Below are 22,582 nucleotides of genomic sequence, written 5' to 3'. Positions count from 1 at the left end.
AATCGAACAAGCGCGACTGGAGTGCAATGAGGGATGTTTTATGCGAGAAAAGTCGTCCGTCGACAGTCTGTTTTTAACGCGTGCCGGTTTTGTTGAGTTCTTTGTTGTTTTCGTCAAATTCATACATGGCCTGAGCGCCATTTTGCCCCCGTTGGTCCTGGTGATTTTCATCGACCCGATGGACCCAGAGCTACGCGGTCATTTCCTCGGCCTATTGGTATTTTTCGCGGTCCTGACGATCATTTTGTTCCAGGCCCTGGGCATCTATTCCGAAGAGTTATTCAGCAACCGGCTGCGTCTGAAAACCAAGATCAAAGCCTGGTCGGCGGCGTTTTGCATCCTGCTGTTCATGTACCAGATCCTGCAGTTTTTCCCGCTATTGACCCCGCGCAACCTGGTGGCGTGGTACGTCGCCAGCCTCTGCTTGTTCTGCCTGGAACGCCTGCTGATGCTGCGCCTGTACCGCCACCTGATGCGCAAGGGCAAATACCTTCAACGCACGGTGATCCTGGGCTTTACCGACACCGCCGTGCATGTGGCCGACCACCTGCAACGCAACGGCGATATCCGTTCCGGGCTGATCGGTTTTATCGACGACCGCACCGAACGCATCCCCAAGGAATTGAGCCGCCTGCCCTTGCTGGGAAACACCCGTGACCTGGAAAAACTGATCCGCGCCGAGCAGGTCAACCAGGTGATGATCTGCCTGCCTTGGGCCGCCGAGCAGCGCATTCATGGGCTGGTCAATCGCCTGCGGCAGCTGTCGGTGAACGTGATGCTGGTGCCCGACATGGCCGCCTTGCGCTACGGCCACAGCAAAATCACCGACGTCGGCGGCATCCTGATGTTCAACACCTCGCAACTGCCGTTGCGCGGCTGGTCGCCGGTGATTAAGCGCTTGGAGGATTGCTTCCTCGCCAGCCTGGCGCTGGTGTGTCTGTCGCCGGTGATGGTGGTCACGGCGATTGCGATCAAACTCGATTCCAAGGGCCCGGTGCTGTTCCGCCAAAACCGTTACGGCTACAACGACAACGAAATCCGCGTCTTCAAGTTCCGCTCGATGTACACCGACCAGAGCGACTTCACCGCCGAACGCCAGACCACTCGCCAGGACCCACGCATCACTCGGGTGGGCCGCATCATCCGCAAGACCAGCATCGACGAGCTGCCGCAGTTGTTCAACGTGCTGCTGGGCAACATGTCGATGGTCGGCCCGCGCCCGCACGCCACGGCGACCAAGGCCGCCGGTGTCCCGTTCGAAGTGGCGGTGAGCGAGTACAGCTCGCGCCACCGCGTGAAGCCAGGCATCACCGGCTGGGCGCAGATCAATGGCTACCGGGGTGAAACCGACACGCTGTTCAAGATCCAGAAACGCGTCGAATACGACCTGGAGTACATCTCCAAATGGTCGGTGTGGTTTGACCTGTACATCGTCTTCATGACGGTCCCCGCCGTCCTTTCCACCAAGGAAGTCTATTGATGAATACCCTCAACGGATTAATTCCCTGCATCGTTTCCGGTGGTTCGGGCACACGGCTGTGGCCGGTGTCGCGACAGAACATGCCCAAGCCCTTCATGCGCATGCGTGACGGCCAGAGCCTGCTGCAAAAAACCTTTCAGCGCGCAGCCAAATTGCCTGGGGTGGAAAGCGTGCTGACGGTGACCAATCGCGACCTGCTGTTCCGCACCCTGGATGACTACCGACCGGTCAACAACGCCCACCTGCCCCTGGACCTGTTGCTGGAACCGTTCGGCCGCAACACAGCGGCGGCCATCGCCGTGGCAGCGTTGCATGTGCAGGAACATTTCGGCGGCGACGCGCAGTTGCTGGTGATGCCCGCCGACCATTTGATCCTCAATGAAGCCGCGTTCGCCGAGGCCGTGACTCAGGCCCGCGACCTGGCCGAAGCCGGCTACCTGGTGACCTTCGGCATCCAGCCCGACCATGCGGAAACCGGCTTCGGCTACATCGAACAGGGCGAAAAACTGAGCCACGGTAACCGCGTAAAACGCTTCGTCGAGAAACCCGACTTGGCCACCGCCCAAGGCTACCTCGACGGCGGCAAGCACCTGTGGAATGCCGGCATGTTCTGCTTTAAGGCCAGCACCCTGGTAGATGAACTGGCCACCCATGCCCCGGACGTGCTGGACGCCGCACGCGCCGCGCTGGAGCGCAGCCAGAGCCTGCAAAACAAAACCTCGCGCCAGCGTGAGTTGGACGCCGACGCCTTCGCCACTGCGCCGGATGTTTCCATCGATGTGGCACTGATGGAAAAGTCCAACCAAGTGGCCGTGGTGCCCTGTGACATTGGCTGGAGCGATATCGGCTCGTGGGAAGCCCTGCGCCAGCTCACCCCCAGCGACGCCCAGGGCAACCAGGTCAATGGCGAAGCAATTTTGCATGACGTACACAACTGCTACATCGACTCACCCAAGCGCGTATTGGGCGCCGTGGGCGTGCGCGACCTGATCATTGTCGACACCCCCGACGCCTTGCTGATCGCCGACGCCCACCGCAGCCAGGACGTGCGCTACATCGTCGCCGAGCTCAAGCGCCAGAACCATCCGGCGTACAGCCTGCACCGCACCGTCACCCGGCCGTGGGGCACCTACACCGTGTTGGAGGAAAGCAGCCGCTTCAAGATCAAGCGCATCGTGGTCAAGCCCCAGGCGTCGTTGTCGCTGCAGATGCACCACCACCGCAGCGAGCACTGGGTGGTGGTCAGCGGCGCGGCGCAGATCACCAACGGCGAGCGGGAGTTCCTGATCAACGCCAACGAGTCCACCTACATTCCGGCCGGGCACAAACACCGGCTGACCAACCCCGGCATCATCGACCTGGTGATGATCGAGGTGCAGAGCGGCGAGTACCTGGGTGAAGACGACATCGTGCGCTTCGACGACATCTACGGCCGTGCGCCTGCCGACGTGAAAAAATGACATGCGCACCTCCTTGATCATCCCGACCCGTAACGCATCCAGCCACCTGGCACGCCTGCTGCCGGCGCTGAAGATGCAAACCCTGCAACCGGACGAAATGCTGGTGGTGGACAGCGCCTCCAGCGATGACACCGTGGCGCGTTTTCGAGAGTTCGGAGCACGGGTCGAAGTGATCGACGCCCGTGACTTCAACCACGGCGGCACCCGCCGTTGGGCCAGCGAGCAAGTTGGCGGCGACGCGTTGTTCGTGATGACCCAGGACGCTATTCCCGCCACGCCCGAGACGTTCGCCAACCTGCTCGCCGAGTTGCAGGAGGACCCGCTCAATGGCGTCGCCTATGGGCGCCAACTCCCCCACCCTGACGCGGGTGTACTGGGCGCGCAATCGCGACACTTCAACTACCCGGAGCACAGCCGCAGCAAAAGCCTGGCCGACGCGCCCACGCTTGGGATCAAGACCTGCTTCAGCTCCGACTCATTCTCCGTGTACCGACGCAGCGCACTGCACGCGGTGGGTGGTTTCCCCGCCGACGTGATCGGCAGCGAAGACGCCTACGTCGCCGCGCGCATGCTTCTCGACGGCTATAAGGTGCGCTACGCCGCTACGGCGCTGGTGCATCACTCCCACGATTACAAACTCATGGACGAGTTTCACCGCTACTTCGATATCGGCGTGTTCTACGGCCGCGAGCCGTGGATCAAGCAGGCCTTTGGCGACGCGGGTGGCGAAGGCAAACGCTATGTAATGGCTGAACTCGCGGCCTTGCGCAAAGCCGGCGCCTTGCACCGCGTGCCGGAGGTGCTGGTGCGCAGCGCGTTCAAATTGCTCGGTTACCGCCTGGGCCATCTTGAGCGTCGTCTGCCTCTCGCCCTCAAGCGGCGCATCAGCATGTTTCCCGGTTATTGGAGGTGAGCATCATGACCCACAGGAAGTCCCCCTTGATGAAACGAACCCTGCTCGTCGTGGCCATGATGGCTCTGGCCGCCTGTAATACACCGGCGCGCATCGTGCCGCCCGACAGCCAGACCGTCGAGGACGGCAAGCGCGCCCTCGACCAACTGGCCCAGTTGCCACCGGCGGTGGAACGCATCCGCATCGGCGACCAGTTGCGCATCGTGCGTGATGCCGGCGAGATGCCGACGCTGTCGGCGTTCAACGTCAGCACGATCTACGAGTTGACGCTGTACACCGTGCAGACCGACGGCAAGATCAACTACCCGTTCCTGGGGCCAATCCAGGTTGCGGGGCGCCAGCCTTCGGAGCTGGCGACAGAGCTGACCGGCAAGCTCGCGCAGACATACCGCGAGCCGCGTGTGACGGTGAACATCAATCAGGCGCCGGGCAGCTCGGTCATTGTCGGCGGCGCGGTGAATAACCCGACGGCGGTGCAGATCGCCACGGCCAACACGCTGGAACAGGCGATTATCGGCGCCGGCGGGGTGAGCCCGGCGGGCAATGCCAGCATGGTTGCGCTGCTGCGCGAAGATGCCCAGGGCGCCTATCGCGCCTATTTCCTGGACTTCAGCCAACTGCTCAAGACCGGCCCCAACGGGCGCAAACCGGTGCACCTGCAACGCGGCGATGTGGTGTTCGTGCCCAAATCCAACGTGGGCGAGCGCATCCAGGGAGTGGATACCTACATGAACCAACTGATCCCGTTCACCAAGTCCATTGGGGTTGGCTACAACTACACACGCACCAGCGGCGGCAATAACTAAAGGAGCGACATCCTATGATCGAGATCCGTTCTTTTCGTGATCTGCTGCGCCTGTTCTTCATCTTCCGGCGCGAGTTCAAACTGGCCGCCATTGCCGCGTTGGTGATCATACTGCTGGGGGCGTTCCTGCTGCCGGCCAAGTACGAATCCACCGCTCGACTGCTGGTGAAACCGGGCCGCGATTCGACCCTGCCCATCGAGATCAGTAATCGTCAGGCGCTGGTGATGCCCAGCACCCAGCGCGACCCGATTGTCGACGAAGAACGCCTGCTGACCGGGCGCCCTATCGTGCGTGCAGTGGCCGAGCACTACCTGGAAGTCATCAACAATGCGCCGCCGCCGGAGGGTTTCTGGAAGCGCACCAAGCACGCCGTCAAGGAGGGCGTCGGCGCGGTGTTCGACGGTATTCGCGTGGTGCTGGAAAGCGTCGGTGTGATCGAAAAAACCACGCCGGTGGAACGCCTTGCCGCCAACCTGGAAAAGAGCTTTGAAGTGAGCCACGCCGCCGGTTCCACGGTGATGGACATCAGCTTCACCTGGGGTGATCCGCAAATCGCCCAGGCGGTGGTCAAGGATTGGGTCGAGACCTACATCAACGAACGTACCCAGGCTCTGGGGCGCAAGAGTTTGTATGTGTTCTATGAAGGTCAGGTGTCCACCAGCGCCACGGAGATCAAGGGCTACAAGGAGCAGATCCTCACACACCTGAATGAGATCGGTGCGGCCAGCATCACTGATCGCCTGGAAGACTTGTCCGAGCGCATCAACGTATTGCGCGGCGAGACGTTCAACACCACGCGCCTGATCGCCTCCTCCGACAGCGCCATCGCGAGCACTCGCACGCAGCTCAAGACCCAACCCAAGGAGGTGACCACGGTTCGCCAGATCGCACTGAACCCGCAGCAGCAGGACTTACGTCGCCTGCTCAACCAGAAGCTGCTGGAAAAGGCTGACATGATGCGCACCTACACGGATAACGCGCCGCCGGTCAAAGCCCTGGATGCGTCGATCCGCGCGATGCAGGCCCACGTCTCCAGCGAAAGCAACACCGTGCAGAGCTCGGAAAACCGTGCGCCCAACACGCTGGAAATCCACTTGCAGCGCGTGCTGCTGGATGAAACGAGCAATAACCTGGCGCTGCGCACTCAACTGGTCCAGCAGCAAAAGCAACTGGTCAACCTTGAAGCTCAACGCAAACAAGCCCTGGAGATCGAACCGGAGTTGACCCGCCTGGGCCGCGAGCTGAGCACCGCCGAACGCAACTACGCGTTGTACGTGGACAACCTGGAAAAATCGCGTATCGACCGTGAGCTGGATAACAGCCAGATCAGCAACATCGCGGTGATCGAAGAAGCCACCCTGAACCCCGGCCGCATCTTCCCGAAAACCCTGGTGATGCTGCTGTTGGCGATTCCGTTTGCGATCGTCGTCGGCCTGCTTGTGATCTACCTTTGCTACCTGCTCGACCAGCGCATCCACGACGGTGGTTTGGTGGAACGCAAGTTCGGCCTGCCACTGTGGACGACCCTGCCGGAGTTGGACACCAGCACCGCCCAAGGCACCAACGCGTTCAATGCAAGCATCTACCGCCTGTACGGTTTGCTGCAGTTGGAGCGGATTGCCGAGCAAGGCATGACGCTGGGGCTGACCTCGGCGCGCCATGGCGAGGGGGTGACCTTTGTGGTGGAACACCTGCGTCAGTTGCTCCAGGAAAACGGCATCAACGTGCGGGTCGGCGGGGCTGAACCTGCCAAGCCGGGCGAAGTGGTGCTGCTGGACGCGTCGGCGCTGCTGGATAACCGCGATGCGTTTATCAACCTGCGCCGCGCCGACCTGATCGCCCTGGTGGTGGAAGCGAATACCAGCACGGTGCCCGTGGTCGAGCACGCGCTGTCGATCCTCAACACGGCATTCGGCAAGGTGGACGGCATCATCATCAACCGGCGTAAGTTCGAAGTGCCGGCCAAGGTGCTTAAATTCATCGCCAAGTACCGGGGAGCGTTCTGATGCGCATCGCCCTGCTCGCCCCATTGCCGCCGGAAAAAAACGGGATCGCCGACTACGCGAACCATTTCCGCACGGCACTGGAACACCTGGGCGTAACGGTGCTGACGCCGTTGACCGGTGTGGCGAGCAACAGCGAGGCCATCAAGCAGGCTATCGCTGCATTCGACTGGCAGAGTGTGGACCTGGTCCACGCCGAGCTGGGCGGCGGGCGGCTGGGGGAGTTTCTGGCCCTGCGTGAACTGCGCAAGACCTACCCGGCATTGCCCTTGACCGCCACCGTGCATGACCCGGAACGGATCGTGTGGCGGCGCGAGCAGTTGCCATTTCCGTTGAACCTGCTGGACCGCTTGCCGAGCCCGCTGCCCCAGGCGGCGGTCGTGCTGGCCGACCCACTGACCCTGCGTGAAGAGCGTCAGGTCGCTAAAGGCCTGACGCGGCTGATCACCCTCACTCGCCTGGGCGCCCAATGCCTGAGCCAGCGCATGCAACTGCCGGCGGGTAAAGTCGCGGTGATCAACCACGCTAACCTGGCCATCCCACCCGTGCCGCTGCCGCCGCTGGACACGCTGCACCTGCTGTACTTCGGTTTTATCTACCGGGGCAAAGGCATCGAGGACCTGCTGCAGGCCCTGGCCGCCGTGTTCGAACAAGCCCCTGAATTGCGAGACCGTGTGCGCCTGACCCTGGCCGGAGGCACAGCCGCCGAAATGGCGTTTGGCGCAGGCAGCAATTACCTGGAGCAGTTGAATAGTCAGATCGCCGACCTCGGCCTGACGGACGCTATCGATTGGCGGCTGAACTTGCCGGCCGACGACATCGCCCAGACCATTCAGGCGCACCATGTGATGGTGCTGCCGTACCGTGAATCGAAAAAACTCGGCCTGCTCGGGCGCCAGCGCGGCACCAGCGGCGCGTTGTCCTGGGCGGCGGCGTGCGGGCGCGGAGCGATTACCTCGGATGCCCGGGCGTTTGCTGAAGAAGTCGCCAGCGGCAACGGCGCCATCTACCCCGAAGGCGACGTGGCCGCGCTCAGCGAGCAACTGCTGCGCCTGGCGCGTACACCGCTGTTGGCCCGAGACTGGGCCGAACGCGCCGGCGAAATCGGCCGTGAGCGCTTGTGGCCGTTAACCGCGCAGAAGTTCGCCGCACTGTTTGGCGACGCCATTTCAGGAGCCCGCCATGGCGCGTAAACGCACCTACTTCGCCACCCTGGCCGTGGTCGCTGCCTTGGGCCTGACTGCGTTTTTTTGGGGGCGCCAGGCGGATGCAGAAAGCCATGTGCTCAAGGGCAACAAAGAGGTGGTATGGAAGGATTTCCTGGGGGTGAACGCGCAATTCCTATGGTTCAGCCCCGAGCGTTATCAGAAGCAGATCGACCGTCTCAAGGCGCTGGGTTTGGAGTGGGTGCGCCTGGACCTGCATTGGGATCAGTTGGAACCCGTAGAGGGCCAGTACCAAGTGGCAACCCTGGACCAACTGGTGGGCAAGCTGCAGGACAACCAGCTCAAGTCGGTGTTTTACCTGGTCGGCTCGGCGCCGTTTGCCACCACTGCACCGGCGGGTGCGCCCTATCAGGACCAGTACCCGCCGAAGGACCCGAACGTGTTCGCCAACCGCATGGCGTTGCTCGCCCAGCGCTACCCCAGCGTGGACGCCTGGCAAGTGTGGAATGAACCTAACCTGCTGGGCTTCTGGCGTCCGGTGGCCGATCCGGCCGGCTACGCCACGCTGCTGACCACCTCCGCCGCCGCGCTGCGAGCGATGAGCCCGAGCAAACCGGTGGTCGCAGCCGGTATGGCGTTCTTCAGCGAAATGCCTAACGGCCAGACCATGTTCGATGCCCTCGGCGCTCTCGGCGTGGCTAGCCTGAATACCGTCATCTCCTACCACCCCTACACCCAATTGCCCGAAGGCAACGACCCCGCCAACCTGGACTTTATCGCCAAGACCACCGCACTCAACCAAGCCTTGCGCACCGGCGGTGTGCAGACCCTGTGGAGCACCGAATGGGGTTGGTCGACCTACACCGGCCCCAAAGACGCCCAGGACATCATCACCCCACAGGCCCAGGCCGATTACGTAGTACGCCGCCTGGCGCTGATGAGCGCGATGGATTACGACAAGATCTTCCTGTTTACCTTGAGCGATCTGGACCAGCGCGCCAGCGTGCGTGACCAGTCCTACGGTTTGCTGGACATCGACACTAACCCCAAGCCGGTCTACACCGCGCTGAAAAACTTTCTCGACGTCAGCGGGCCGAAGCTAATCCCCGGCGACCCACCCACCGCCGACCAATTGCCCGATGGCCTGTTCAGCATCGGCTGGACCCGCACGGACGGTCGCAAGTTATGGTTTTTTTGGTCGGCACAGGGCGGTGACGCTCACTTGCCAGGATTGGCCAGCGCGACCCTGTATGACCCGCTGCGCGGCACGCAAACCCCGGTGAGCGGCACCAACGGACTGACCATCACGGTCAAGCCAAATCTGCAAATACTGTTATGGGAGTGAGGCCTGCGATGCGCATTTTATGGATCCTGCCCTACTCGCCCTGGCCCGCCACCAGCGGCGGCAAGACGCGTCAGTTCCATTTGCTGCGCAGCCTTGCGGCGCGTGGGCACCAGATCACCTTGCTGCTGCATGACAAGCACCCGGTGTCGCTCTCCGACCGCCAGGTGCTGGAGGCGTTTGTCGAACAGTTGATCATCCTGCCGCGCCGCCCGTTGCGCAGTTTCAAGACCCTGGTGGCCGGGCTGTTTGCGCCCTACCCGCTGCTGGCCAGCGTGAATGGTTTGGCGGGCGAGTTGCAGGACACTTTCAATTGGTTGCTGGGTGAGCAGTGGGACGTGGTGCAGATTGAGCACAGCTACAGCTTCCAGCCTTACGAAGATGCACTGGCGCGCAAGTCACAGCCGTTTGTGCTGACCGAACACAATGTGGAGTCGGCCCTGGGCGCAGCCACTTACGACCGTTTGCCGCGTTGGGCGCTGCCGTTCATTCGCTACGATCAATGGCGCTATACCCGCTGGGAACGCCGAGTGATGCGCCAGGCCGCGCAGGTGGTGGCCGTCACCGACAGCGACGCGCAGGTCCTGGAAAAAATCGCCGGAAAACCGGTACCGGTGGTGGTCAATGGCGTGGACTGCGATCACTTCGCCGCCGCCCGTCCCGACCCGTCGACCCGACGCGTGCTGTTCCTGGGCAACTATGAATACGCGCCGAACGTGGACGCCATCGAATGGGCGCTGGATGAAATCCTGCCCAAGGTCTGGGCGCGCTGCCCGGATGCGCGCATGAGCGTGTGCGGTTTCGGCATGCCGGGCAGTTGGCGCGAGCGCTGGAAGGACCCGCGCATCGAGTGGCAAGGTTTCGTGCCCGACCTGCTGAATCTGCAATCAAGCTGCTCGGTCTTTCTGGCGCCGTTGCGCCACGGCGGCGGGTCGAAACTCAAGGTGCTAGAAGCCCTGGCCGCCGGCCTGCCGTTGGCCAGCACCGAGCAAGGTGTATCCGGGCTGGACTTGGTGGAAGGCCTGGACTACCTCGGCGGACAAAGCGCCACCAAGCTGGCCGATGCGGTGGTACGCCTGCTGCAATTCCCCGACGCCGCCGCGCCCATGGGTGAAGCTGGCCGCGCCTACGTGCGTCGGGCCCATGACTGGAGCGTCGCCGCCAGCCAGTTGGAGCAGGTGTACGCCACCCTCGCGCCGCAGAACCAAAAGGAGCCGGCATGCGTGTAGGCCTGGATTACCGCACCGTCGGCACCTCGCCGCAATCGGGCATCAGCCGCCAGGTGTATGCGCTGGAGAGTGCGCTGCACACACTGCCGAACATCGAGGTCGAGCGCTTTACCGTAGCGCCCCTGGGCGATGAAACCCGGTTGTGGGCCCATTGCCCGGCTTGGGGCTGCGCCAAGACTGCCATGCACCAGCCACAGAATCGCCTGCGTTTCGAGGCGGGTTTCTTGCCGCGGGCCTTGCGCGAACACCATGTCGATCTGTACATCAGCACCTTCAATATGGGCCTGCCGTTGCCACCCAAGCCTCAAGGACTGCGCACCGTCGTGCTGTTGCATGATCTGTTTCAGATCACCCTGAACAACTACCACGCCAACCGCTTGAAGGCGTCGATCTACAAGACCAGCGATCGCCTGTCGATTGCCTACGCGGTGCACAGCGCCGACCGCGTGTGGACGCCGTCGCAGTACAGCGCCGATGAAACCCTGCGGCTGTTCCCCAAGGCGGCGGGCAAGATTCGCGTGTTGCCCAACCAGGTCGATGGGTTCTCCGAGCTGGCCGCCGACCTCAGCGCGCGCCAGTTGCCTGCGCGTTACTGGTTGTTGGTGGGCACCCGCGAGTTGCGCAAAAACGTGCCATTTCTGGTGGACGCCTGGCAGCAAGCGCGACGCCAATCGCCCTCAGTGCCGGAACTCGTATTGGTAGGCAGCCTCGATCATTTGCCCGAAGCCCAGCGCACACTGCCAGGTATTCGCGCCTTGAGCGGTGTGTCGGACGCTGAGTTGCACGCGTTGTACCGCCGGGCCTCGCGCTTGTGGCAGCCGTCGTATGCCGAAGGGTTTGGCCTGCCGGTGATCGAAGCCTTGAGCGTCGGCACACCCGTGGCGGTGGCCAGCGGTACATCACTGGATGAAATCACGCCACCGTCAGCCCCCCGCTTTTCGCCCACCGATGGCCCGGCGCTGACGCAATTGATGATAGGCCTGGGCGAGCAGCCCGACGAAGAATCCCCCGAGCAACGCCGCCAGTGGGCGCAACGCTTCAACCACCACGCTTATCGCCGGCGCCTGGCCGAACTGATCGAGGAACTGACGTGAGAGTGAATCTGGCAAGCCTCGTCGCGATACTCTTCGGCCTGCTGTTTGGCGCCCTGGCTTTGCTGCTGTCGCCGGCCAAGGCGTTTCTGGCTGTGGTCGGTCTGGCGGCTGCGGTGACCATCCTGCGCTTTCCGTTCTGGGGCCTGTTGCTGTTTGCGGCCGTGGCGACGTTCATGCCGTATTCCACGGTTAACCTGGGCATTCGCACCACGGTGAGCGAGGCGATTCTGGCCCTCACCTGGGGCGCGATCCTGTGGCACAGCTTCCTGTCGCGCCTGCCGCAAGCGCCCAGCCTGACCCGACGGCCCACCGACCAAATGCTGTTGTGGCTGATGCTGTTCAGTGCGTTCCCCTTCATGGTCGGTCAGGTTATCACCCACGCCGACAGCAGCGGCTTGGCCAACTGGCTGCGCTGGTTGCTGAACCTGTCGGGTGTGTTCCTCGCGGCCAAATTGCTGGTGGATCAAAAGCACCGCGAATCCCTGGTGATCGCACTGTTGCTCGGCACCCTGGCGATGCTGGTGTTGTCCATTGGGGTGTTTGTGCGCACACGCTCAGGGGCCGGGATCGCGCCGATTCTTGGCCTGTTCAACTACGCCAATTTCGACATGCTCAAATTTGGTCTGGAGGCTATGTCTTCGCGCATGGGCTCGCCGTGGACGCACCCGAATGCCATCGGTGGGATCATGGCGTTGCTGCTGCCTTTAGCCTTCTGCTTCGGCATGACCGAGCAAGGCTGGAAACGCGCACTCGGTTTGGGCGTGGCCTGTTTGGGAGCGGCGGCATTGCTGCTGGCCAGCAGCCGTGGCGCGATGGTCAGCCTGGCGCTGGTGCTGATATGGATGGCCTCACGGCGCGTGCCGTACACCGGTCGCCTATTGATGATCGGTGCGGCGCTGACGATAGCGCTGGTGATGGCTTATCCACCGTTGCAGGATCGCCTGGCGACGATTTTTTCTTCGAACAACGCCAGTACCGAAGTGCGTTTCGATGAATACCGCATGTTCCCGCAGGCCGTGGCGGCCTATCCGCTGGGCATCGGCTTCAAGGTCGACCCGCCAGTGCCGGGCACTGGTCTGCTGGGCATCTCCAACCTGTGGCTGAACTACATCTACAAGATAGGCCTCGTCGGCATGCTGCTGTTTGTGGCGGTGACCGTCCGCTGGTGGCGTGAAGCCCGTCCAGAGAAAGGTCCGATCCGCCTGACCAAGGACAACGCCCTGTGGCTGGGTACCACGGCGGGGATTCTGTCCGCGCTGGTCAGTGGCTTGTTTGACCACTATTTCAGCTTTGCGGTGGTGATGGTGGCGCTGTTCTGGCTGATGGTGGGCATCAATGTGCTGGAGGCGCGGCGCTTGTTTCCGGCGCGCCTGCCGCAGGTCAAGACAGTGACCTACCGTAAACCGCTGTTCAGCGGCGCACGGCCCTGATGCTGGGCTCCGCCGCATGGCTGACCCTGGCGACCTTGCTGGGCCTGTGCCTGGGGTTCGCCCGTGAGTGGTTGCTGGTCGCGGCGTGGGGCGCGGGGGAGCGCAGTGATGCGTTCCTGATTGCGCTGTTCTTGCCCGAGGCGCTGCGCATGTCTTTGGCCGGCGGCGTGCTCAGTGCGGCGGCGTTGCCGTTGTACCTGGCGCGCAAGGATGGCGAGCGGCTGGACTGGCTGGCGGTATTGTTTCCGGCCTTGATGCTGATCGCCTTGGTGACCAGTCTGCTGCTCACGCTGTTGGCGCCGTGGCTGGTGCAAGTGCTCGGCCCAGGGTTGGCCGACACCGCGACGGCGTTGGCCAGCAGCAACCTGCAGGTCGTCGCCTGGTGCGTACCGGGGCTGATGCTGCATGCGCTGTTCAGCATTCCATTGCAGGCCAGCGAGCGTTTTGTGCTGGCCGGCTTGGGCTCGCTGCTGTTCAACCTGCCACCAGTGATGTACCTCGCCCTCGCCGGCACCGCGACTCAACCACACTCACTGGCCCTGGCATGCCTCGCCGGCAGCCTGCTGATGCCTCTGGCGCTGCTGCCATCAATGTGGCGCCAAGGCTGGCGGCCGTGGCGCTGGCAGCTGAGCTTCGCGCCGTTACGCGAGCTGGGCCAACGCATCGGCCCCTTATTGATAAGCAACGGAGCCAGCCAGGGCCTGGCGCTGATCGAAAGACTCGTAGCATCGCTGCTTGGCGAAGGCGCAGTCACCTGGGTCAACCTGGCCCGCAAGCTGATGAACCTGCCGCTGATTGCGCTGATGAGCCTCAATCAGGTGCTGCTGGGCATGATGAGCCGACGTCAGGGCGATGCGCGCCTGGCCCTGCTCAAGCGCGGCCTGGAAACCGCCAGCGTGCTGACGCTGCCCGCCGGCGTCGGGCTGGTAGCCGCCGCACCAAGCCTGGTGGCGCTGCTGTTGCCCCAGCAATCGTCTGACTCACCATTGCCGCTGCTGCTGGCGTGGTTTGCCGTGCCGTTGGTGTTCGGCGCCTGGAACGCCTTGCTCGCGCGTTACGCCTACGCCGCCGGCGATACGCGCCAGCCGCTGCGCTGCGAATTGCTCGGCAGCCTGGTCAACGTGTTGCTGCTCTGCGTCTTGCCATTTGTGTTCGGCCTGGCAGGAATTCCACTGGCCGCGCTGGCGGGAGTGATCTGCACCGCGTTGCTGCTAATGCAACGCCAAACACTGCTCTGCGCCCTGCCCTGGGCCCGGCACTGGCTACTCAGTGCGCTGGTGCTGGGCGTGGCGGCGCTGGTGTTGTTTCGTCTTGAAGGCGTATGGCTGCAACTGGGGCTGAGCACCCTGGCCGGTGCCTTGGTATTGCTCGGGATGGGGCTGTGGCTGAAACCATGGCGCAAGGCATGAAGGGTTGACTGGGGAAACGCAGATGAAACATCGCTGGATCCAAATGGACATCGCCAAAGGCATCGGCATCCTGGTGATCGTGTATGCCCACAGTTGGTTTGTCGCCACGTCACCGGACCTTATGTACCTGATCCTGGCGTCGTTCGTGCTGCCTTTGTTCTTCTTTCTGTCGGGGGTCCTTTTCAAGCCTGAACAGCCCTTTCTCGAGATGGCGGTGCGTAAGGCGGATGCCCTGCTCAAGCCGTTTTTCTTCACCATGCTGGTGTACGTGATCGTGCGAGATCTGCTGCGCGGCCAGCCGCTGCTGCCGGATATCGGCGGCGTGTTGTATGCCTCGGTGGACACCATCCCATGGCAGGCTCTTTGGTTTTTGCCGCACTTTTGGGTGGCGATTCTTTTTGGTTGGGTGCTGCTACGGTTGATCCAGCGTCTTTCGCTGGCCGTGAGTTGTGTACTGATGCTGGTGCCGCTGCTGATCGGCATCTGGATGCTGCCCTGGTTCTGGCAATTGCCGGTGACGGTCGGCGGGCAAACCTGGGTACTGCCCGGCTTGCCATTCAGTCTGGACATCACGCTGATCAGCAGCGCGTGTTTCGTCTACGGCTATCTGCTGCGGGACTGGCTGCGTACCCATGCGGGGTCAGTGCTGACCCTGTTGCTTTCGGTGGCGCTGTTCGCGGTTGTGTTCATCTACAGCCACGACACCATGGACCTGGCGCAACGGCGCTACGACCACTGGCTGTGGACCAGCCTGCTGGCGGTGATTGGTGTTTACGTGTGCTGGGCGCTGGCACGGGTGCTGATGGTGTCGGCCCTGATTACCCGGGCGATGACCTATATTGGCCAATCGACGCTGATTTTGTTGATCTTCCATGGCGAGATCCAGCACAAGACGTTTGACCTGATGGAGCGGCTGGGGCTGCATGCGTTTGTCGCGGCGTGTATCGGTTTTGTCGTGGCTGTGGTGGTGCCGTTGTTGATCGGGGAAGTGATCAAGCGGGTGGCGTTTTTGCGGTTTTTCTACTTTCCGTTTCCGGTGCGTAAGCCACAAAAAACCCTGTAGGCGGCGGGGCCTACAGGGTTTCGGGTTCAGTCATCCAGTTGTTGAGGGGCTGGCTTGCTGCCCGGCTTTGCGGGCTTGGCGCCCTTGGCTGGCGCTGGTGGGGCGGGTTCAGGTTCTGCGGCGGCAGCGGCTTCTTTCTCCGCCATGGGCATCTGGTCGATGGTGCTGAAGAATTCCTTCAAGTCGAGGGTATCCGGTGGCACGGTCTTCTCAAGTTTCTTATCGCCATCCTTGCCGATCAGGATCACCTTAGTGCCGCTGCCAGCGCCAAGTTTGAGTGCGCGGATCAGTGCATTGGTTTCGGGCGGCGTTAGCTTTTTATTGTCCTTTGGGTCCTTGGCGAACTTCTCGCCTTCGGCGCCAATGCTGCCGAACTTCACGGTGTAGAACACCATGGCGCGCTCTTCAAAGGACTGCTTGATGGCGGGCTCGTCCAGTTGTTTCTTAAGGGTCGCCAGCGTGGAGTTGCCTGAATCAAGCTCAACCACCACCAACGGCCGGGCCTTGCCCAGATCCTGCTTGAGCGGGTTGATATCATCAGCAGCCAACAGCGGCCCCGTAAAAGCCATCAAGGTAGCCAGGGTCAGCGACCGGATGAGCATGCGCACCTCCTTTGAATTCCATGCAGGGTTCTTGAGTTTCATGTCTGCGACAGTCAAATTCAAGGATGATTCCTACAGCGCTTTAAGAAAGCGTAGGTCAGGACGCCCGCTACGCAAGGGTTTGGCGCGGACAATCCGTGATTGTTTCCGTTGATTGCGGAAACATTACGAGACCTTCCACTCCGGCCAATGCCGCGCAAAAACCGGGGCCACGACAGGATCGGCATCCACCTGCGCCAACGTCTGGGCAAAGCCGGGTGCCAAGCCGCCCAACGCCTCACGGGCTTCATCCCAGCGCGACACTGCTGCCGCCATAATGCCCAGTGCATTCGGCTCACCGTTCGGCGCAAACAGCTGCTGTTCGAACTGATCGGCGAACACTACCCAGGCCTGATGCAGATAGCGGCGAGTGCCGGTCGCCAGTTGCACTTGGGCCGCTTCATTGGCGTTGCCCAACCAACGTTGCGGGTAGTCAATGATGCCGATCGCCGAATAACAGTTGGCGGCGATATACACCAGGCCTCTGATGATCTGCGCCCGGTCGCCGTTCAGCAGGTGCGAGTCGGGAAATTCGAGCCCCAGGTGAATGAGGATCGCGGCGCTTTCCGTCAGCACCTGCCCGCCGGGAGTGACCAGCGTGGGGATTTGCTTGAGCGGGTTGATGCGTGCCAAGGCTTCGCTGCCCTCGCTCTCCTGCCAGGAGCTGGCGTCCACTCGGTGCCACGGCACCGCACAGCGCTGCAGGGCGATTTCGATCATGCAAGAGCCGGATTCGTCGGTGCCGTAGAGCGTGTACATGAGCGTTTTCTCCTATCGATGGAGGCGTAACCTCCCACACTTTTAAGGGGTGTTGATCGTTAGAACAGCCCCATTTGCCCACCGACCAAGGTGCCGAAATCGTCATTCACAAAGGGCAGAATCGCATCGGCCACCGGCTGCAATTGCCGGGTAACGTAGTGATCGTAGTCGATGGGCGCTTGGCGTACTTCCAACGGCTCAGGGCCGTTGACGCTGATCACGTAGCTGATCCAACCGCCGCGCTGGTACTGGCGCGGCCGCCCCAGGCGGTCATTGTAGTCATCGGCCAGGCGCGCGGCGCGCACGTGGGGCGGTACGTTGCGTTCGTAGTCATCCAACCGGCGGCGCAGGCGCTTGCGGTAAATCAGCAGTTCGTCGAATTCGCCGCTCAGGGTTCGGCGAACGTAGTCGCGAATGTAGTCCTGATGGGGCTGGCGGTGAAAGATGCGCTGGTAGAGTTCCTGCTGGAATTGCCGAGCCAGGGGCGACCAGTCGCTGCGCACGGTTTCCAGGCCTTTGTAGACCATGTCTTCGCTGCCATCAGCACGCGTGACCAAGCCGGCGTAGCGTTTTTTGCTGCCCTCCTCCGCACCGCGAATGGTGGGCATGAGAAAGCGCGTGAAGTGGGTTTCGTATTGCAACTCCAGAGCGCTTTGCAGGCCAAATGCGCTGTGCAGATGCTCGCGCCACCACGCATTGACGTGCTGCACCAGCGCCTGTCCGATACGGCTGGCAGCTTCCTGGGAATGGGCCTTGCCGAGCCAGACGAAGGTTGAATCGGTGTCGCCGTAGATCACCTCATAGCCCTGAGCTTCGACCAGCTGGCGGGTCTGACGCATGATCTGGTGGCCGCGCATCGTGATCGAGGACGCCAGTCGTGTGTCAAAGAAGCGGCATCCGCTGGAACCGAGCACGCCATAAAACGCATTCATGATGATTTTCAGAGCTTGGGACAGCGGCGCGTTGTGTTCGCGCTTGGCCACTTCACGGCCCTCGGAGACGCGGGCGACGATAGACGGCAGGCAATGACGCGTACGGGAAAAACGCGCACCGCGAAAGCCTTCCACTGATTCGCTGTCGTCCGGGTGTTTGAGGCCTTCGATCAAGCCCACGGGGTCGATCAAAAAGCTGCGGATGATCGACGGGTAGAGGCTTTTGTAATCGAGTACCAGCACGGATTCGTAGAGACCGGGACGTGAGTCCATGACAAATCCGCCGGGGCTGGCCTGGGGCGGTTTGTCGCCCAGATTGGGCGCGACAAAACCCTGGCGGTGCATCAGCGGCATGTACAGGTGGGTGAATGCTGCGACCGATCCGCCATTGCGGTCGGCTGGCAACCCGGTGACGCTGGCTCGTTCGAGCAGGAACTTGAGCAGTTCGGTCTTCTCGAAAATCCGCGTGACCAGCTCGCAGTCCTTGAGGTTGTAGCGCGCCAGTGCGGGCTTGTCCTCGGCGAACATGCGGTTGATTTCGTCCATGCGCTGGTAGGGCGTGGAGATATCCTTGCCCTCGCCCAGCAAGGTCTGCGCAACGTTTTCCAGACTGAAGGATTCAAAGCTCCAGGTGGCCGACCGCAGGGCTTCGATACCGTCGATGATCAGGCGCCCCGCCGCTGCGGCGAAGTAGTGGTTGCGACTGCCATGTTCGCGCCAGGCCATGGGTTCGTCGCCACGGCCAAGCATGAGCGGCACCTTGAGGCGTTGGGCGTGTTCGTGGAGCACGCGCAGGTCGAACTGCACGACATTCCAGCCGATGATGGCGTCGGGATCAAAGGTGGCGAGCCATTGGTTGAGGCGCTCCAGCAGTTGGGCGCGGGTGTCGCAGTAGTCGAGCTTGAAGTCCACTGCGTCGGTTTTGTTCGGTGGCCCGAGCATGTAGACCTGGCGCTCACCGCAGCCTTCAAGGGCGATGGAGTACAGGTCGCCCTGAGCGGTGGTCTCTATGTCCAGGGACACCAGTTTGAGCGGTGGGCGGTAGTCGGCGGAAGGTTTCATCTGCGCGTCGCACAGAGCGCCAGAGACGTCGGGTGTGCCACCGAACCAGACCGGGGCGGTGATAAAGCGCTCCATCATGTAGCGCTCAGGTGGACGTACATCGGCTTCGTAGACGTCGACGCCGGCAGCGCGCAGGCGTTTTTCTACATCCATCAATTGGCGGTGCTGGCGGGTGTACAGGCCCAGGACCGGGCGGTGATGAAAATCGCACAACTGCAAGGGGCGCAATTCAATATCACGCTCGCCCTTGAGCAACCAATCCAGCGGCTTGCGATGGGCCTCTGGGATGAACATCACCGAGGTCTGCACGGGTAGGCGGATGAACTGTGGGCCCTGGTCCGTGGCCAGCCAGAAACTGACCTCCGTACCCGCCGGGGTATCGCGCCAATGCCGGGTCAGGACAAAACCCTGCTGTAAATCCACCTTGCCGCACCTCAGGAATCGCTTTCAGGCGTTGATTCTACGCGGCATCCGGGCCAGCGCGGCAGGTAAACGCGTACGCAGGCTGCAATCTCACACATTTATTGCATTAGCCGACTCAGGGCTCTTGGCACATGGAAGTTCTGGAAGTCACTACAGCCATGGGAGCTGAAAGCTGTAAGCACGGGCATCAGCAATGATGCCCGCTTGGGTCATGCCCGACGGGCAGTGTTCAGATAGTTTTCGATATTACCCATCTGCTCGTCCCAGCCACGAGAGTTCATCTTGAAGGCCTTCTGGCGACGAGCCTGGGGCACTGCGTCGAAGCCGGACTCCACAACCCGAAGCAGAATGCCCGGAGCACGATCTTCAATCGTGAACTCAACCAAGGTGGGTGTCTCCTGGTCATAATCGACGCCCTTCTCAACCGCAAAGGGATGCCACCAGAAAGAGAACAATGTCTGTGGCAGGATGCGTTCGATTTTGGCTTTCCAGACCACATGCTCGTAACCTGGATAGGTAATCGGCGCCTCGATGGTTTCTCCCACCCCGAAGACTTTGCCCTTAAGGGCGACGCCAAACCAATCGCCGAATTGCTCAGCGTTGGTCAGTGCCTCCCAGACTTGTTTGCGTGAAGCGTTGAGCAGGACTTTTCGCTCGATGCGATCTAATACGTGCATAAGTCACCTCCTCCATTGACAGTAGGCGACATCAAACAATGCGCAACCTGAGGTTGTAAGCAATGATGATGACCCCATCCTTGAACCCGGCAATACGTTATGACTGAACCATTGAATGGAAGTTGCTTTTGCAAAGGTGTGCGCTATCAGGTGGACATCTTGGATATGCCCATCAGCCACTGCCATTGCAGGAGCTGCCGCAAGATACACGCGGCGGCGTTTGTCGCCACGGCTGGGGTGATGCGCGAGCATTTTCGCTGGACGTTAGGGGAGGAATTGCGCGCGGCCTTCGAGTCTTCACCGGGAAAATTCAGACATTTTTGCAAACGCTGCGGCTCACACCTGATGGCGGAGCGTAGCCAGCAGCCCCATGTAATTGTGCGAGTGGCAACGCTGGATGATGATCCGGGCGTCAGTCCCACCTCACACATATGGGCGAGCCACGATGTGCCCTGGCTCGCCTATGGGGATATGGAGCGCTGGGACGAGTGGAAACCATGACCTAGACGCGCGGCTCACCCGGTGCCTTGGCTGGCGCTGCATATTGCGGCTTCAGGTGACCGTCCTGGTCCAGCAGCCAAGCATCCATGATCTGCCGCACGACCGGTCCTGCAACGCGACCACCGGCCTCACCGTTTTCGATCATCACTGAAATCACGATTTTCGGGTGTTCGGCGGGAGCAAAGCCGACGAACAAGGCGTTGTCGCGGTGGCGTTCCAATGTCTTCTCACGGTTATAGCGCTCGCCCTGCTTGATCGCGACCACTTGGGCGGTACCACTCTTGCCGGCGATGCGATATTGCGCACCTTGCGCAGCGGCCCGGGCGATACCGCGCGGATCGTGCATTACCAGTTGCATGCCGTGGTTGACCTGCTCCCAGTCACGCGGGTCTTTGAGTACAACGTTCGGCATGGGGTTTTCGTCAACGGGCGGCACGCCATTGATCGTTTTGGCGAGGTGCGGTCGGTTCCATACACCTTTGTTAGCGATCAGCGCGGTGGCCTGAGCCAGTTGCAGCGGCGTGACCTGCATGTAGCCTTGGCCGATGCCGAGAATCACGGTTTCGCCTGGAAACCAGGGCTGGCGGCGGGTCGCGCGCTTCCAGGCCTGAGACGGCATCAGGCCGGCTGACTCTTCAAACATGTCTAGGGATACTTTCTGACCCAGGCCGAATTCCGCGAGATAGTCGTGTAGGCGGTCGATACCCAGCTTGTGGGCCAGGTCGTAAAAGTATGTGTCGTTAGAGCGCATGATGGCTGCGTCCATATCCACCCAACCGTCGCCGCTATGGTTCCAGTTGCGGTATTTGTGGTCGAAGTCGGGTAGTTGGTAGTAACCCGGGTCGAACACACGGGTTTGGGCGGTGACGACACCGCTGTCTAGGCCTGCGATGGCCACTTCTGGCTTGATGGTCGATCCCGGTGCGTACAGGCCTCTAAGGACACGGTTGAACAGCGGTCGGTCGATGGAGTCGTGCAGCGCGGCATATTCCTTGAAGCTGATACCGGTTACGAAAAGGTTCGGATCGAAGCTGGGCTTGCTGACCATGGCCAGTACCTCACCGGTTTGCGGGTCAAGTGCCACTACTGAGCCGCGACGATCACCCAGGGCCTCCTCAGCCGCTTCCTGGAGCTTGACGTCGAGGCTCAGGACGATGTTCTTGCCGGGGATCGGGTCAGTATGCTTGAGCACGCGCAGCACGCGACCCTGGGCGTTGGTCTCAACCTCTTCATAACCGACATGACCGTGTAGCTCGGATTCGTAAAACCGCTCAATACCGGTCTTGCCGATAGACTGTGTGCCACGGTACTCCACCGAGTCGAGGGTCTTAGATTCTTTCTCGTTAATACGGCCCACATAGCCAATGGAGTGGGCGAAGTGAGCGGCGAGCGGATAGTGGCGGACGAACTGTGGTTCTACATCGACCCCCGGCAGGCGGAACTCATTCACTGCCAGCAACGCAATTTGCTCTTCGGTCAACTCGTAAAACAACGTCACTGGAACGAAGGGATGGCGCGCTTGCTTCAAGGCCTTGTCGAATAACCCACGGTCCTCAGGCGGCAAGTGCAGGAGATTGACGATGGCATCCAACTCTCCCTTGAGGTCGGTGGTGCGTTCGCGGGTGATGGTCAGGTTGTAGCTGGGGCGATTGTCGGCCAATACCACACCGTTGCGGTCATAGATAAGGCCACGCGTCGGCGTAATGGGTAATACGTGGACGCGGTTGTTCTCAGAAATTGTGGAGTGGTAGTCGAACTGTACGACCTGCAGGAAATACATACGCCCCACCAGAGCGCATGTGATGCCAATGACCAGTAGCGCGCAAGCGAGCAGGCGTTTATTGACAAGACGGTTTTCTTTTTCGTGATCTTTGATCGGTATCGGTTCTGGCATTTCTACAGCATCTCGTTGAAGAGGGTCGACGCCGCATCCTGCGATGAAAGATCAATCCTTGGGAAAATGTGCTGCACCATACCAAAAATGCAGAAACACTTTGCATTGAATTCCTCAACGGTACTTTGACGGATGTTTGCGCATCAATGACAAAGGTGGCAGGCCCGCCGCCCCTGAGGATATTCGAGAGCTCGCCCTGATCCGCCCTCGCACTTTCCGATCGCCCAAAACAAAACCCCATCTGCTTTCGCAAATGGGGTTTCGGAATTTAATCTTGACGATGACCTACTCTCACATG

Annotated in this window: 18 protein-coding genes; 13 read left to right on the top strand and 5 right to left on the bottom strand. The window is 61.3% G+C overall.

Going from position 1 to position 22,582, the window contains the following annotated elements; genetic code table 11:
• The first annotated feature begins 40 nt into the window (after positions 1–40).
• The 12 genes from ACEN2T_RS09880 to ACEN2T_RS09825 are packed head-to-tail and all read left to right on the top strand — an operon-like array spanning position 41 to position 15,395.
• Complete coding sequence (locus ACEN2T_RS09880) at positions 41–1,480, top strand: undecaprenyl-phosphate glucose phosphotransferase (protein ID WP_095186468.1); 1,440 nt, start codon at positions 41–43, stop codon at positions 1,478–1,480.
• Complete coding sequence (locus ACEN2T_RS09875; RefSeq protein ID WP_099601520.1) at positions 1,480–2,940, top strand: mannose-1-phosphate guanylyltransferase/mannose-6-phosphate isomerase; 1,461 nt, start codon at positions 1,480–1,482, stop codon at positions 2,938–2,940. Before ACEN2T_RS09880 ends, ACEN2T_RS09875 begins: the two co-directional genes overlap by 1 nt.
• A gap of 1 nt (position 2,941) precedes the next feature.
• A complete protein-coding gene (locus ACEN2T_RS09870; protein ID WP_032888224.1) occupies positions 2,942–3,853 on the top strand; it encodes a glycosyltransferase family 2 protein in 912 nt (303 codons plus the stop codon).
• Positions 3,854–3,882: 29 nt separating this feature from the next.
• Positions 3,883–4,659, top strand: coding sequence for a polysaccharide biosynthesis/export family protein (locus ACEN2T_RS09865; RefSeq protein ID WP_032888222.1), 777 nt, complete (start codon positions 3,883–3,885; stop codon positions 4,657–4,659).
• A gap of 14 nt (positions 4,660–4,673) precedes the next feature.
• Complete coding sequence (locus ACEN2T_RS09860) at positions 4,674–6,665, top strand: GumC family protein (RefSeq protein WP_032888220.1); 1,992 nt, start codon at positions 4,674–4,676, stop codon at positions 6,663–6,665.
• Positions 6,665–7,855, top strand: coding sequence for a glycosyltransferase (locus tag ACEN2T_RS09855; RefSeq protein WP_122681526.1), 1,191 nt, complete (start codon positions 6,665–6,667; stop codon positions 7,853–7,855). The genes ACEN2T_RS09860 and ACEN2T_RS09855 overlap by 1 nt, the downstream gene beginning before the upstream one ends.
• Positions 7,845–9,173 (top strand): GH39 family glycosyl hydrolase, encoded by a 1,329-nt coding sequence (locus ACEN2T_RS09850; RefSeq protein WP_095186473.1) that lies wholly within the window; start codon positions 7,845–7,847, stop codon positions 9,171–9,173. Before ACEN2T_RS09855 ends, ACEN2T_RS09850 begins: the two co-directional genes overlap by 11 nt.
• Before the next feature lie 8 nt (positions 9,174–9,181).
• Positions 9,182–10,399 carry a glycosyltransferase family 4 protein gene (locus ACEN2T_RS09845; protein ID WP_442116626.1) on the top strand — a complete coding sequence of 406 codons (1,218 nt, stop codon included), beginning with the start codon at positions 9,182–9,184 and terminating at the stop codon, positions 10,397–10,399.
• A complete protein-coding gene (locus ACEN2T_RS09840; RefSeq protein WP_442116625.1) occupies positions 10,390–11,493 on the top strand; it encodes a glycosyltransferase family 4 protein in 1,104 nt (367 codons plus the stop codon). The genes ACEN2T_RS09845 and ACEN2T_RS09840 overlap by 10 nt, the downstream gene beginning before the upstream one ends.
• 2 nt (positions 11,494–11,495) lie before the next feature.
• Positions 11,496–12,923 (top strand): O-antigen ligase family protein, encoded by a 1,428-nt coding sequence (locus tag ACEN2T_RS09835; protein WP_442116734.1) that lies wholly within the window; start codon positions 11,496–11,498, stop codon positions 12,921–12,923.
• Positions 12,923–14,332 (top strand): lipid II flippase MurJ, encoded by a 1,410-nt coding sequence (locus ACEN2T_RS09830; RefSeq protein ID WP_442116624.1) that lies wholly within the window; start codon positions 12,923–12,925, stop codon positions 14,330–14,332. The genes ACEN2T_RS09835 and ACEN2T_RS09830 overlap by 1 nt, the downstream gene beginning before the upstream one ends.
• Before the next feature lie 22 nt (positions 14,333–14,354).
• A complete protein-coding gene (locus tag ACEN2T_RS09825) occupies positions 14,355–15,395 on the top strand; it encodes an acyltransferase family protein (protein ID WP_032888206.1) in 1,041 nt (346 codons plus the stop codon).
• 26 nt (positions 15,396–15,421) lie between these two features.
• Here the strand turns inward: ACEN2T_RS09825 and ACEN2T_RS09820 are convergent, their stop codons facing one another.
• From ACEN2T_RS09820 to ACEN2T_RS09805, 4 genes are all read right to left on the bottom strand, one after another.
• A complete protein-coding gene (locus ACEN2T_RS09820; protein WP_032888204.1) occupies positions 15,422–15,997 on the bottom strand; it encodes a DUF4174 domain-containing protein in 576 nt (191 codons plus the stop codon).
• 165 nt (positions 15,998–16,162) lie between these two features.
• The gene (locus tag ACEN2T_RS09815) at positions 16,163–16,795 is read right to left on the bottom strand and encodes a glutathione S-transferase N-terminal domain-containing protein (RefSeq protein WP_442116623.1); all 633 of its coding nucleotides are present in this window, start codon (positions 16,793–16,795) and stop codon (positions 16,163–16,165) included.
• 59 nt (positions 16,796–16,854) lie between these two features.
• Positions 16,855–19,212 (bottom strand): DNA polymerase II, encoded by a 2,358-nt coding sequence (locus tag ACEN2T_RS09810; protein WP_442116622.1) that lies wholly within the window; start codon positions 19,210–19,212, stop codon positions 16,855–16,857.
• A 209-nt stretch (positions 19,213–19,421) separates the two neighbouring features.
• Positions 19,422–19,889: an SRPBCC family protein gene (locus tag ACEN2T_RS09805; protein ID WP_032888196.1), complete on the bottom strand. Its 468-nt coding sequence runs from the start codon at positions 19,887–19,889 to the stop codon at positions 19,422–19,424.
• Between the two features lie 99 nt (positions 19,890–19,988).
• On the opposite strand from ACEN2T_RS09805, the gene ACEN2T_RS09800 reads away from it, so the two are divergent.
• A complete protein-coding gene (locus tag ACEN2T_RS09800) occupies positions 19,989–20,390 on the top strand; it encodes a GFA family protein (protein ID WP_099601510.1) in 402 nt (133 codons plus the stop codon).
• A gap of 1 nt (position 20,391) precedes the next feature.
• Here the strand turns inward: ACEN2T_RS09800 and mrdA are convergent, their stop codons facing one another.
• A complete protein-coding gene (gene mrdA, locus ACEN2T_RS09795) occupies positions 20,392–22,284 on the bottom strand; it encodes a penicillin-binding protein 2 (RefSeq protein WP_032888193.1) in 1,893 nt (630 codons plus the stop codon).
• Between the last annotated feature and the right edge of the window lie 298 nt (positions 22,285–22,582).

The organism is Pseudomonas sp. W22_MBD1_FP4 (assembly GCF_052113765.1).
Classification (GTDB): Bacteria; Pseudomonadota; Gammaproteobacteria; order Pseudomonadales; family Pseudomonadaceae; genus Aquipseudomonas; species Aquipseudomonas sivasensis.
This window is presented reverse-complemented; position numbering and strand designations above follow the sequence as displayed.